Genomic DNA, 12,356 nt, shown 5'->3' on the forward strand with positions numbered 1-12,356 from the left:
GGGCGTACCCGGAGGTCCGGCCATGAGCGCGCTCACCCGGAACGCGCCGCCCCTGAGGATCCCGCCCGTCGCGGTGCTCCTGCCGGTGGCGTTCCTCGCCCTGCTCGGCGTGGCCGTGGCCGCGCCCGGCCTGCTCACCGCCGCCGACCCGCTGGCCGCCGACCCGCTGGCCGCGCTCGCCCCGCCCGGCGGCGCCCACTGGCTCGGCACCGACCACCTCGGCCGCGACGTGCTGGCCAGGGTCGTCCACGGCGCCCGGCACTCCATCAGCATCGGCGTGGCCGCCACCGCGCTCGCCGTCACCGGCGGCGTGCTGCTCGGCCTGGCCGCCGGGCTGTCGCCGCGATGGCTGGAGGAGACGCTGACCCGCGCGTTCGACGTGCTGTCCACGCTGCCGGAGCTGCTGCTCGCGCTGCTCGTCGTGGCGATCATCGGCCCCGGCACGGGCAACGTCATCCTGGCCATCGCCGTCGCCCAGATCCCCAACTACGCCCGCGTGATCCGCGCCCAGACCTTCGTCGTCCGCCGTTCCGGCTACGTCGAGCAGGCCGTCACCTTCGGCCGCCCCCGTGCGGCGATCATCGCCGGGCACGTGCTGCCCAACGTGCTCGGCCCGATCCCCGTGCTGGCCACGATCGGCCTCGGCACGGCGATCATCGCCGGCTCCGGGCTCAGCTTCCTCGGCATGGGGCCGCAGCCGCCCGCCGCCGAGTGGGGCGCGATGCTCTCCGAAGCCCGCAACTACCTGCGGGTCGCCTGGTGGGAGGCGGTCTTCCCTGGCCTGGCGATCACGCTCACCGTCGTCTGCCTGACCGTCGCCGGGCGCCGCCTGCAGCGCCGTTTCGAAGGGAGGACCCCATGACGTCACCGCTGCTGGACGTACGGGAGCTGCGGGTGGGCTTCGGCCCGGCCGAGGTCGTGCGCGGCGTCTCCCTGTCCGTGGAGCCGGGCGAGTGCGTGGCGATCGTCGGGGAGTCCGGCTCCGGCAAGAGCGTCACCGCCCGCGCCCTGCTCGGCCTGGCCGGGCCGGGCTCCGCCGTGCGCGCCGCGTCGTTCCACGTCGCCGGGCGCGACGCGCTCGCCTTCACCCCGGCCGACTGGCGGCGGCTGCGCGGCGGGTTCGCCGGCCTCGTCCTGCAGGACGCGCTGGTCTCCCTCGACCCGCTGCGCACCGCGGCGGCCGAGATCGCCGAGGTGCTCGCCGTCCACGACGTCGTACCGCGCGCCCGCCGCGCCGGGCGGGTGCTGGAGCTGCTGGACGCCGTGGGCGTGCCCGAGCCCGCGCTGCGCGCCGGGCAGCGCCCCCACCAGCTCTCCGGCGGGCTGCGGCAGCGGGTGCTCATCGCCTCCGCCATCGCCGCCGACCCCGCCCTGATCATCGCCGACGAGCCCACCACCGCGCTCGACGTCACCGTGCAGGCCCAGATCCTGCGCCTGCTCGCCGAGCGCAAGGCGGCCGGCACGGCGCTGCTGCTGATCAGCCACGACCTGGCCGTGGTCGCCGCCGTCGCCGACCGCGTCCTCGTCATGAAGGACGGCCGCGTCGTGGAGGAGGGCCCGGTCCGGCAGGTGCTGGCCGCGCCCGCGCACGACTACACCAGGACGCTGCTGGCCGCCGTGCCCTCGGCCGCCTCCCGAGGCACCCGGCTCACCACCGGGACGCCGCGCACCCGCCCGGCCCCGAACCTGTCCGGGCAGGTGCTCGCCGCGACCGCGCTCAGCCACTCCTACGACCGGCGTCCCGCCGTCGCCGAGGTCTCCTTCACCCTCCACGAGGGGGAGACGCTCGGCGTCGTCGGCGAGTCGGGCTCGGGCAAGAGCACGCTGGCCCGCCTCGCCCTCGCCCTGCTCGAACCCGCGCACGGCCGCGTCGCCCTGCACCAGCGGCAGTGGAGCAACCAGCCGGAACGCGCCCGCCGCCCCCTCCGGCACCGTGTCCAGCTCATCTCCCAGAACCCGCTCGACTCCTTCGACCCCCGCCACACCGTCGGCCGGCTCGTCGCCGAGCCGCTGCGCCTGCCCGCCGGGGAACGCCGCGAGCGGGTGCTCGACCTCCTGGAGCGCGTCGGGCTGCCGCCGGGGACGGCCGGCCGCCATCCGCGCGAGCTGTCCGGCGGCCAGCGCCAGCGCGTCGCCATCGCCCGCGCCCTCGGGCCGCGCCCCGACGTGCTGGTGTGCGACGAGCCGGTCTCCGCGCTGGACGTCTCCGTCCAGGCCCAGGTGCTCGACCTGCTCGCCGACGTCCAGGCCGAGTACGGCACCGCGATGGTGTTCATCTCGCACGACCTGGGCGTGGTGCACCACGTCGCGGACCGGGTGCTGGTCATGAAGGACGGCCGGGTGGTGGAGGAGGGGGACGTGGAGGACGTCTTCATCCGGCCGCGTCATCCGTACACGCGGGCCCTGGTCGCGGCGGTGCCGCGGCTGGGCGTGCCGGCGGCGTGAGCGGCCGGTTCAGGCCGGGGTGCGGGCGAGGCGGGCGCGGAGGGCGGCGGCGCCGGACTCGGCGAGCCAGTCGGCGAGGGTGCGCAACCCCGGATGGATGACGCGCAGCGCCTCGATGTCGGCGTGCCAGCGGTGGCCGGCCTGCCAGCGCCTGCTGGTGTCGGCGATGTCCGGACCGAGCCGGGCGATCTCGTCGTCGGTGAGCCGCTCGTACCGGACCGGGATGCCGGTGGCCTCGCTGATCGTGGCGGCGGCGGCCACCGGCGTGGGATCGTCGCCCGCCAGTTCGAGGGTCCGTCCGGCGAACCGGGCGGGGTCGGCGAACGCGAGCGCCGCGAACTCGGCGACGTCCTCCAGCGCGATGACCTGCATGGGCTCGTCCGGCGGGAAGAGGTGCCGGTGGACGCCCCCGAAGATGCCGTCGATCCCGGCGATCCCGGAGGCGAGATAGTTCGTCATGAACCGGACCGGGCGCAGCACGGTGGGCAGCGCGACGCGCTCGCGCAGGTACTCCTCGATCAGCGCCTTGCCCGCCGACCCCCGCGACGCGGCCGACGCCGAGGCGAGGGTGCTGAACACGACCTGCTCGACCCCCGCGCCGGCCGCCGCGTCGATCAGCGCCCGGCCGCGGGCCACCTCGAGATCCGTGTCCAGCCCGTCCGGCCCGAAGGCCACCGGCGGTATGCCGAACACGGCGGCCACGCCGTCGAACGCGGGCGGCAGGCTCGCCGGATCGTCGAGGTCGCCGCGTACGAGCTCGGCGCCCGCGGCGGCCAGCCCGGCGGCGGCGGGCGTGGTCAGGTCGCGCACCAGCGCGCGTACGCGCCGGCCGCCGGCGAGCAGGCGGCGAGCGGTGACGCCGCCCTGCTTGCCGGTGGCTCCGGTGACGAGGACGGGGGCGTCGGAAATGTTCGGTGTCGCGGTGGTCATGGTCCCTCTCCGTAGGACGGGGATACTGGCGTGGTCCGGGATGCTCCACCCGCTTCGCCGCCGCAGACAAGGATTTCGTGACGTGACAGCAGCACCCGCCGGGCGCGCCGACGCCCGCCGCAACCGGGAACTCGTGCTCCGTACGGCGGCGCGGGTCTTCACCGAGGAGGGGACCGGGGCGTCACTCGGCCGCATCGCGCGACGCGCCGGGGTGGGGGCAGGGACCGTCTACCGGCACTTCCCGAGCAAGGAGATCCTGATCGAGGCCGTGCTCGCCGAACACGTCGAGGAGATGGTGGCCGCCGCAGGCCGCTGGCGGGCCCGGGCCGCGCCGGGTGACGCGCTGTTCGGGTTCCTGCTGGAGGCGATCGACCGGTCGGCGGGCCGCCGGCCCGTCTGCGACGCGCTCAGCGAGGACCACGGCTGGCCGCGCGCCGTGCTGGCGGCCGGCGCCCGGCGCTTCCACGAGGCACTGGAGCGCCTGCTGCGCGAGGCGAGACAGGCCGGCGCGATACGCGCCGACCTGCGGGCCGACGACCTGGCGGCGCTCGCCGTCGGCGGTGTCGCCCTGCGCTCGGCGCGCCGGGACCCGGTGCGGGGCGCACAGCTGGTGCGGCTGCTGCTGGACGGCCTGCGCACCCGTGCCGTCACGGAACCTGAGCCGTTCCGTGACGGCACGGGTGCCCCCGCGCGTCACGGAACGACCGGGCCACTGCACTGCGCGGAGTGCGGCGCGGTGCTGCGGGTGCACACCACCGGCCGGCCGCCCCGCTACTGCGGTCCCACCTGCCGCCAGCGCGCCCACCGTCGCCGCCTCGCCGGGCGAGGCTGAACGGTGCCCCCTCCCGCTCAGACGTGGGGGAAGAGGAACCTCGCCGCCTCGTCGAGAGCCTGCCCCGCCTCCTCGACGAGCGCCGTGTGGTGCTGGAAGACGTGCGGCAGCCCGCCCCAGACCCGCAACGTCACGTCCACGTCGGCCGCGGCCGCGCGGGCGGCGAGGAGGACCGCGTCGTCCAGCAGGAGCTCGTTCGAGCCCGCCTGGATGAGCAGGGGCGGCAGCCCGGCGAGGTCGGCCAGCGCGGGGCTGGCCGTCGGCGCGGACGGGTCCTGCTGTCCCAGGTAATGCGTGCGATATCCCTCCAGGTCGGACCGGACGAAGATGGGGTCGATCCCGAGCTTGGTCTCGATGCTCGCCCCGCTGAACGTGAGGTCCGTCCAGGGGGAGAACGTCGCGACCGCCGCCGGCATGGGCAGCCCCTCCTCGCGCGCCGCCAGCAGCGTCGCGATCGCCAGCCCGCCGCCCGCGGAGTCGCCCGCCAGGGCGATGCGTGACGGGCTGTCGGCCTGCCCGAGCAACTCGCGGTAGGCCGCCAGCCCGTCCTCGACCGCCGCGGGGAACGGATGCTCGGGGGCGAGCCGGTAGTCGGGCGAGACCAGCCTGGTGCGGGCGCGGCGCGCAAGGTCACCCGCCAGGGCGAGATGGGTGCGCGGGGAGCCGACGACGTACCCGCCGCCGTGCAGGTAGAGCACCACGGTCCCGGCGGCCCGATCAGCGGGCTCCAGCTCCAGCGCGGGACGCCCGCCGAGGGTGGTGTCGCGGACGGTGACGCCGTCCGGCGCCGGCGCCTGGAACATCTGGTCGAAACCCGCCCGCGCCTCCGCGACCGTGGCGTCCGGGCTCTTGGGCGCGTTGCGGAGCAGGGCGTCCAGGGCTTCACGCTGTTGACGGCTCATGAGTGACCCTCCAGGTCAGGTCGGATAGATTCCTTGGAATGCACCTGGCAACAAGATTCCAAGGAATCTTGTTCCCGCGATCGGAAGGGAAGTCGTCATGGCCGGCAGCGGAGAGCTGTTCGTGGACCTTGTCCGCGTCGAGACCCGGCTCTGGAACGCCGTGGACGTCCGGCTGCGGGCCGAGCACGGCCTCCGGCTGGGCCAGTACGACCTGCTGACGGTGATCGCCGGGCGTCACGAGTGCCGGGTGCTCGACCTCGTGCACGAGGTCGCCATCACCGTCGGCGCGGCGAGCAAGGCGGTGGACCGGCTGGTGGAGGCCGGCTGGTGCCGCCGCGTCGCGAACCCCGCCGACGGCCGCTCGTCCTTCCTCGAACTCACACCCTCCGGCGTGTCGGCCCTGAGCGGGGCGCGGCGGACGTACGAGGAGGAGATCGCCCGCTGGACCTCCCGCCTGCTGTCGCCCGGCGCCCTGGAGGAGCTGGCGAACGCCCTGCGCACGATCCGGGCCGCGCTCGAAGCCGAACAACGGCCCTGACCCCGGCCTCGGGGGTGGGCGTCGCCCGGCCCGTACGGCAGGATCGAGCGAAAACGCGTGAGGAGCGTTCACATGGTCAAGGCATGGATCTTCCTCGTTCCCGGTGTCCTGCTGGCCCTGACCGGGCTCGTGTGGACGCTGCAAGGGCTGGGCGTCATTGGCGGCAGCGTCATGAGCGGCGTCACGACCTGGGCGGTCATCGGCCCGATCGTCCTCGTGGTGGGCCTGGTGCTCGGCTTCCTCGGCCTGCGCCGGCTGACCGGCCGCGACCGCTGAGCCCGCGCCCGTCAGTTGGCGCAGGAGGCGGAGACCGTCACGTCGTAGACGTGCCAGCTGCTGTCGGGCGCCGCCCACACCAGGGCCGACGTGGTGGTCCAGCCCGTGCAGGACCCGCCCGCCGCGAGGATCGCCGCGCGGGCGGCCTGGGAGCCGGCCTGGGCGGCGGCCGACGGGGTGGATCCGCCGGCCTGCCGGGTCTCGCTGCGCGGCACCGGGTAGCTCGGCGCCGGCGTCTGTGTGACGCAGGTGCCGGACGCGGTGGCCTGGTAGACGTACGCCGACCCGTCCGGCGCCGTGTACACGAGGCTGGACGAGACGGACACGCTCGGACACACCTCGCCCGCCTGCGCGGCCTGCCGGTTCAGCTCGGCCTCGGGGCTGAAACGTTCACCGCGCCCTCGCCCGGTCCGCGCGGTCAGGCCGGGCCGGTGGCGAAGTGTGCCAGGACCATCTCGGTCAGGGCGGCGACGTCGGCGTCGACCATCGGCTCGCCGGTCATGCCCATCCGGTGCAGCAGGGCTCCGACGACGACGTCGATGAAGAACAGGACCCGGCTCTCGGGCTCGCCGAGCGCGTCCTGGAGCGCGCGCCGGTAGGGGTCCTGCAGCCGCGTGGCCAGGACCTCGCGCAGGCCCGGGTCGCTGACGGCGTCGCTGAACACGCCCGCGAACGCGTCGCCCACCCCCGGTTCGCCGATCTTCGCCGCGATCCAGCGGACGGCGGAGGACATCAGCTCGGTCCGGTCGGCGCCCTCCAGCGGCACCGGGCCGAAGGCGTCCAGAAGGCAGTCCACGATCAGCTCGCCCTTGGACGGCCAGCGGCGGTAGATCGTCGTCTTGGCCACGCCGGCCGCGGCGGCGATGCGCTCGACGGTGGCGCGGGCGTAGCCGAGTTCGTGGACAGTGCGCAGCGTCGCGGCGAAGACCACGTCGTGGAGGCCGGCGCGGGGCCGGCCGGGCGGCCGGCCGGAGATAGTGGAGGCCATGCCCCATACGTTACCGGTTTGCGCTACCTTGGGTATCGAAACCTTAGGTAGCGAAACTAGGGCAAGGGGAGAGTCATGAGTGAGGTCACCGCGCAGCGTCCGCCGGAGCCGGACTGGGACACCGTCACGGACGCGGAGCTGATCGCCTACCGCGAGGCGGAGAACCGGCTGCGGGCGTCCCCCGCGGCCCGCGTGATCACCGGGGACCCGGAACCGGGCGCCTCGATCGGCTGGCGGCAGGTGTCCCTGCCCGGCCGCGAGCTCCCGGTACGGATCCACCGTCCCGACGGCGGCCGCGCGGACCTGCCGTTCGTGCTGCACGTGCACGGGGGCGGCTTCGTCGGCACGGCGGTGCAGAGCGACTGGGTGAACAGCCACCTCGCCGTACGGTTGCCCGCGGTCGTCGTCTCGGTCGAGCACCGCCTCCTCGCTCCCGGGACCACACTGGCGGCGGCGGCCGACGACGGCTGGGACGTCCTGCGGCACGTGGTGGAGCACGCCGCTGAATGGGGTGTGGACCCGGCGCGGGGCGCCGTCTTCGGGGAGAGCTGCGGCGGGCTGATCAGCGCCCTGGCGGCCATTCGGGCCAGGGAGGCCGGCCTCGGCCTGCGGGCGCAGGTGCTGGTCAACCCCGCGGCCGACGTGACGGGGACGATGTTCGACCATCCCTCGATCGAGCGGCACGCGGGCAGCCCGGCGCTCTCCCTGCCCCAGTTGCGGCTCGTCCAGCGGCTCGCCGTGCCGCCGGGGACCGACGCCCGCGCGCTCTCGCCGCTGCACGCGGACGAGCTGGGCGGGCTGGCCCCGGCGCTCGTGGTGGTGCCGACCGAGGACCCGGTGGCCGATCACGGCCGCCGCTACGCCGAACGGCTGCGCGCGGCGGGGACGCCCGCGCGGCTCACCGAGTACGCCGGCGCGGGGCACGCCTTCCTCAGCATGCCGGGCCTCGCGCCCCAGGCCGGGGCGGCGCGAGCGGAGATCCTCGACTTCCTCGCCGCCCACCTCTGATCGAGGGGCGGTGGGCGGGGGACGGTCAGAACCGTACGGCGCGCACTTCCGTCACGGTGAAGTCGTCGACGACGCTCCGGTTCGCGACGAGGAACCCGATCAGCCCCGCCACCGCCTCCACCGCCCGAGCCGCGCGGGCCTGCCCGCTCAGCAGGAACACCAGAGGCGTCGAGGGCTGGTCGAGCAGGAAATGGCGGTCGTGGCGGTGCACGTCGTGCAGCACCTTGATCGGGATCGGCTTCGGCGAGGTGAACCACGCCACGGCATCCCACAGCGGCAGCGACGGGTCGGCCTCGGCCGCGGCGTGGTAGCAGGTCACACAGCCCTGGCCGACGTGCTGCCCGTGCGGGCAGGTCCAGTGGGCGGCCTCGGGGCCGGACCGGTCGCGGGCGCCGAAGACGGCGCTTTCGACTACGCGACGGCGTACAGGGTGACCTGGTGGCTCGGTGATGGTGCGTCCTCCGGAGCGTAGGACGGCCTGCCGACGATCGTCACAGCTTCACGAGCTTGGCGTTGGGCGCGGGAACGCGGTAGGTCGCGGTGCCGAAATCGATGAGAACGGCGACGTCCTGCTCGACCGCGAGCACCCGGCCGAGGCCGTACTTGTCGTGGCTGACCCGGTCGCCGACCGTGTATTCCTCGACCGGCTGAGCCGGGATTTCCGGGGTGTTGAAGGGGCTGCCGGGCGGGCGTCGCCGGACTGTGGGCGCAGTGCGTCTCATTTGAACAAGTATGCGCCTATCCAGGGCATAAAGCGAGCCAGCTGGGAAAATGCGCCGGACGCCGCACTGGCGATCCGGCGGCCATCCGGGCGTGGCGAGCCGCCGGCGCCCGCACGTCACATGCGGGCGTCGGCGGCGATGCGCGCCGGGGTCAGGCGGTGACGATGTTCTCCGCCTGCAGGCCCTTCTGGCCCTGGACGACGTCGAAGGACACCTTCTGGCCCTCGACCAGCTCGCGGTAGCCGCCGTTGGAGACGATGCTGGAGTAGTGGGCGAAGACGTCGGCGCCGCCGCCGTCCTGCGCGATGAAGCCGAAGCCCTTTTCCGAGTTGAACCACTTGACGGTACCGGTGGCCATGTCGATCTCCTTCAGACAGTGCCGTTTAACTGAGAATTCACACCTCGTGAATCTCGTGCCGCCGCAATGAACCCCCCGGAGAACCGGCCAAACAAAAAACGCGCCCGAAGATCACTCTGTCAGGCGCGCATAAGTCCTATGGGTACCATAACTGCAACCCGCTCAGGCTAACACACCCTCCCCACGTGCTCACGCACCGGCACGCCGGTACGCGTCGAGGACCAGGCCGTGGAAGTGGTGCAGGGCGTGCTCCGACAGGCCGGACCCGTCCGGGTCGTACACGATCTTCCCCTGGGTGAAGGCGGGGGTGCGCATGCCACGCTGCACGCTCTCCACCAGGGCGATGTCCTCCACCTGGAGGACCTCGTCGATGTAGCGGATGCTGTCCAGCTCCGCCGCGTCGGGCTCGGCGGTCTCCAGGTAGAAGTCCCAGGTCTCACGGGTGCGCTCGGGCCCGTCGGGGATGATCTGCAGCACCATGAAGTTCCCGCGGCCGGGGTAGCGCAGCAGGCAGGTGTTGGGCCACAGCCACCAGACCGCGTGCTCGGTGACCGTCGCGCCCGACACGTCGTAGGCGGAGTTCGCGGCCGTGCCGGCGCTGGCCATGTGGCTGGAGTAGATCCCGTACGTGGTGACCTTGTAGGTGCTCATGTCCACCAGGGACACGAAGTCCTTGTGCGCCACGTGGCAGTGGTAGCACTCCAGGAAGTTGTCGACGACGTTCTTCCAGTTGGAGGCGATGTCGTAGGTGAGCCGGCGGGCGAGGGTCAGCCCGGCCACGTCCGGGGCGCGGGCCAGGATCTCCGCCTCCAGGCCGGGCGCCTGCTCCGCCAGCGGGGCCGCCGCCGGGTCGAGGTTGACGTAGACCATGCCGGCGAACTCGGTCACCTGGATCCGGTCCAGGCACACGGCGGAGGCGTCGAAGCCCGGCATGGCGCCGGTGTGACGCGCCCGCCGCAGCCGGCCGGTCAGGTCGAAGGTCCAGGCGTGGTACGGGCACACGATGCTGCGCCGCACCCCCGAGCCCGACAGCAGCTCGTGCGCCCGGTGCTTGCACACGTTGTAGAACGCCCGCAGCTCGCCGGCCTCGTCGCGGACCGCCACGATCGGCATGCCGGCCACCGTGGCCGTCACGTAGCCGCCCGGCTCGCGCAGCTTCTCCCCGTGGCACAGCCACTGCCAGGTGCGCGCGAAGATCTCCCGCTGGTCGACGGCGAACCAGGCGGGATCGGTGTAGGCGTCGGCGTGCAGGGACATCGACAGCGCGGGATCCGGGTCGTAACCGGCGGCGACGCGCGCGAAGTCGGGGGGCGTATCCGGGCTCACCGGACCTCCAATGCGGGCACGTGCGCAGAGCCCTCGTCGGAGACTAATGATCAGGACGGCGGCGCATCAAGACCCGCCTTCCGCCTGACCCTCCTGCACCCCGTTGACCTGGGGTTTTGGGGGAATTTCGATCGGGTGGCCGGGGTTCGGGGTAGGACGGCGTTGTCCCCATGGTACGTAGATCGAGATGAGAACCGAGCGGATGGAGATGCGCGATTCGGCCACTCGGCGGGCCGGTCCGGCGCCGGTCCCCGACGTGGGGATGGAGCGGTTCGCCCGGCTCGCGGCGAGCGTCATGGACGTGCCCGTGGCGCTGGTGGTGCTGGCGGAGGCGGACCGGCTGGCGCTGCCCGGCCTGGTCGGGCTCAAGGAGGGGCGGAACGCCCTGCACGGGCTGCCGCTGTCACGTTCGCTGTGCGGCCGGGTGACGGCGACCGGCCAGCCGCTGATCGTGACCGACGTGCGGGACGACGCCCGCTTCGCCGCGCAGCCGCCGGTCGCAGAACGGCGATGGGGCCTGGTCTCCTACGCGGGCATGCCGCTGACCGTCTCCGGCCGGGTGCTGGGCGTGTTGTGCGCGGCCGGTCCCAGCGCGCGGGCGTGGACCGACGCGCAACTGGCGGATCTGGCGGACCTGGCCGCCGCCTGCTCGGCGGAGCTGCGGTCGCGGGCCGCCGCGAGGAGCGCGCTGATGGCGCAGCAGCACGCCGAGCGGGACCACCGCGTCGCGGAGCGGGCCAGGGCGGCGGCCGAACAGGCGGGCGTACGCGCCCAGGCCGGCTGGGACGCCGCCGAGCTGCTGCTGCGCGCCTCGCAGGAGCTGGCGGGCGCGGCCACGCTGGACGACGTGCAGCACCTGCTGCGCAACCTGGTCGGCGATCCGCTCAAGCCCGTGCGCACGAGCCTCAGCCTGATCCAGGACGGCCGGCTGCGCCCGATGCCGGACACCGAGACGGAGCCGGTGCCGCCCGGCGGAGGCCCCGCGCTCTCCTGCGCCTTGGACGAGAACCACCCGCTGGCCCACGCGGCGCGCGAGCGGCGGCTGGTCTCCGCCGCCGACCCCGGCGAGCTGGCCCACGCGTACGGCGAGGACGTCGCGGGCGCGTTCGCCCTGCTGGACGTCCGCGCGCTGGTGTGCGTGCCGCTGACGCACGCCGGCGAGGTGCACGGGGTGCTGCTGATCGGCTGGGGCGAGCCGCACCACGCGGGCCCGTCGGAGCGGGCGGTGCTCACCGCGATCGCCGGCTACGTCAGCCAGGCGGTGCAGCGGGCCAGCGTGCTGGACGAGCGGGTCAGCGTCGCCCGCCAGCTGCAGAGCGCGATGCTGACCGACCTGCCGGCCGCCCCCGGCCTGGACCTCGCCGCGCTCTACCTGGCCGCGGCGGCCGACGACCTCGTGGGCGGCGACTGGTACGACGCCTTCCCGCTGCCCGGCCAGACCCCGGCGCCCTCGGCCCTGACCGTCGCGGTCGGGGACATCACCGGCCACGACATGCAGGCCGCCGCCGTCATGGGGCAGACCCGCGCCATGCTGCGCCAGGCCGTGCTCGACCATCCGGGGCTGGGGCCCGCGGCGGCCGTCACCGCGCTCCAGCGGGCCTGCGGGGTGCTGAGCCTGAACATGAGCGGCACGCTCCTCCTCGGTCACCTGGCCCCGGCCGCCAGGTCCGGGAACTGGAGTTTCACCTGGACCAACGCGGGACATCCGCCGCCGCTGCTGGCGCGTCCGGGCGCGCCCGCCGAGTGCCTGGAGGAGCACGGCGTCCTGCTGTTCCCCGGCCTGGACCCCGGCCCGCGCCACGACCACCAGCGGTTCCTGGAGCCGGGCTCGGTCCTGCTGCTCTACACCGACGGGCTCGTGGACCGGCCCGGCACCACCATCGACGAGGCGACGGCCGAGGTCGCCGCCGTGCTGGCCGCCTCCAGGGACCGGCCGCTGCCCGACCTGCTGAACGCCGTGGCCGCGGTGGCCGGGGACCACCCGGACGACGACATCGCGCTGCTCGCCATCCGGGTGCCGCACGGGTAGGC

At 74.2% G+C, this 12,356-nt stretch carries 15 protein-coding genes; 7 read left to right on the forward strand and 8 right to left on the reverse strand.

The features are described 5' to 3' along the window. Positions 1–22 precede the first annotated feature (22 nt). Together BMW85_RS23815 and BMW85_RS23820 are read left to right on the forward strand one after the other, a co-directional pair. Positions 23–862, forward strand: coding sequence for an ABC transporter permease (locus tag BMW85_RS23815; protein ID WP_091085157.1), 840 nt, complete (start codon positions 23–25; stop codon positions 860–862). Beyond that, a complete protein-coding gene (locus BMW85_RS23820) occupies positions 859–2,445 on the forward strand; it encodes a dipeptide ABC transporter ATP-binding protein (RefSeq protein ID WP_091085159.1) in 1,587 nt (528 codons plus the stop codon). The genes BMW85_RS23815 and BMW85_RS23820 overlap by 4 nt, the downstream gene beginning before the upstream one ends. A 9-nt stretch (positions 2,446–2,454) precedes the next feature. Here the strand turns inward: BMW85_RS23820 and BMW85_RS23825 are convergent, their stop codons facing one another. Further along, positions 2,455–3,375, reverse strand: a complete 921-nt coding sequence (locus BMW85_RS23825; RefSeq protein ID WP_091085162.1) for an NmrA family NAD(P)-binding protein — start codon at positions 3,373–3,375, stop codon at positions 2,455–2,457. An 82-nt stretch (positions 3,376–3,457) separates the two neighbouring features. On the opposite strand from BMW85_RS23825, the gene BMW85_RS23830 reads away from it, so the two are divergent. Next, positions 3,458–4,207, forward strand: coding sequence for an SbtR family transcriptional regulator (locus BMW85_RS23830; RefSeq protein WP_091085163.1), 750 nt, complete (start codon positions 3,458–3,460; stop codon positions 4,205–4,207). 17 nt (positions 4,208–4,224) lie between these two features. Here the strand turns inward: BMW85_RS23830 and BMW85_RS23835 are convergent, their stop codons facing one another. After that, positions 4,225–5,109 (reverse strand): alpha/beta hydrolase, encoded by an 885-nt coding sequence (locus BMW85_RS23835; protein ID WP_091085166.1) that lies wholly within the window; start codon positions 5,107–5,109, stop codon positions 4,225–4,227. Positions 5,110–5,206: 97 nt separating this feature from the next. Between BMW85_RS23835 and BMW85_RS23840 the strand changes: the two genes are divergently transcribed. Together BMW85_RS23840 and BMW85_RS23845 are read left to right on the forward strand one after the other, a co-directional pair. Continuing rightward, positions 5,207–5,647, forward strand: coding sequence for a MarR family winged helix-turn-helix transcriptional regulator (locus BMW85_RS23840; RefSeq protein ID WP_091085169.1), 441 nt, complete (start codon positions 5,207–5,209; stop codon positions 5,645–5,647). Positions 5,648–5,719: 72 nt separating this feature from the next. After that, complete coding sequence (locus BMW85_RS23845) at positions 5,720–5,923, forward strand: hypothetical protein (RefSeq protein WP_091085171.1); 204 nt, start codon at positions 5,720–5,722, stop codon at positions 5,921–5,923. Between the two features lie 11 nt (positions 5,924–5,934). Here BMW85_RS23845 and BMW85_RS23850 read toward each other — a convergent pair whose 3' ends face one another. Then, on the reverse strand, positions 5,935–6,249 hold the full coding sequence (locus BMW85_RS23850) for a hypothetical protein (protein WP_091085173.1): 315 nt from the start codon (positions 6,247–6,249) through the stop codon (positions 5,935–5,937). Positions 6,250–6,341: 92 nt separating this feature from the next. After that, complete coding sequence (locus BMW85_RS23855; protein ID WP_091085175.1) at positions 6,342–6,911, reverse strand: TetR/AcrR family transcriptional regulator; 570 nt, start codon at positions 6,909–6,911, stop codon at positions 6,342–6,344. A 75-nt stretch (positions 6,912–6,986) separates the two neighbouring features. On the opposite strand from BMW85_RS23855, the gene BMW85_RS23860 reads away from it, so the two are divergent. Then, positions 6,987–7,919, forward strand: coding sequence for an alpha/beta hydrolase (locus BMW85_RS23860; RefSeq protein ID WP_091085177.1), 933 nt, complete (start codon positions 6,987–6,989; stop codon positions 7,917–7,919). Positions 7,920–7,944: 25 nt separating this feature from the next. Here BMW85_RS23860 and BMW85_RS23865 read toward each other — a convergent pair whose 3' ends face one another. From BMW85_RS23865 to BMW85_RS23880, 4 genes are all read right to left on the reverse strand, one after another. Then, positions 7,945–8,238, reverse strand: coding sequence for a hypothetical protein (locus BMW85_RS23865; protein WP_091085179.1), 294 nt, complete (start codon positions 8,236–8,238; stop codon positions 7,945–7,947). Between the two features lie 172 nt (positions 8,239–8,410). Then, entirely contained in the window at positions 8,411–8,641 is a 231-nt protein-coding gene (locus BMW85_RS23870; protein WP_091085181.1) for a hypothetical protein, read from the reverse strand. Positions 8,642–8,792: 151 nt separating this feature from the next. Further along, positions 8,793–8,999 carry a cold-shock protein gene (locus BMW85_RS23875; protein ID WP_091085183.1) on the reverse strand — a complete coding sequence of 69 codons (207 nt, stop codon included), beginning with the start codon at positions 8,997–8,999 and terminating at the stop codon, positions 8,793–8,795. A gap of 189 nt (positions 9,000–9,188) precedes the next feature. Beyond that, positions 9,189–10,325: an aromatic ring-hydroxylating oxygenase subunit alpha gene (locus tag BMW85_RS23880; protein WP_091085185.1), complete on the reverse strand. Its 1,137-nt coding sequence runs from the start codon at positions 10,323–10,325 to the stop codon at positions 9,189–9,191. 187 nt (positions 10,326–10,512) lie between these two features. On the opposite strand from BMW85_RS23880, the gene BMW85_RS23885 reads away from it, so the two are divergent. After that, on the forward strand, positions 10,513–12,354 hold the full coding sequence (locus tag BMW85_RS23885; RefSeq protein WP_091085188.1) for a SpoIIE family protein phosphatase: 1,842 nt from the start codon (positions 10,513–10,515) through the stop codon (positions 12,352–12,354). Positions 12,355–12,356 lie beyond the last annotated feature (2 nt).

It is taken from the genome of Nonomuraea wenchangensis (assembly GCF_900111685.1).
In the GTDB taxonomy this organism is placed as follows: domain Bacteria; phylum Actinomycetota; class Actinomycetes; order Streptosporangiales; family Streptosporangiaceae; genus Nonomuraea; species Nonomuraea wenchangensis.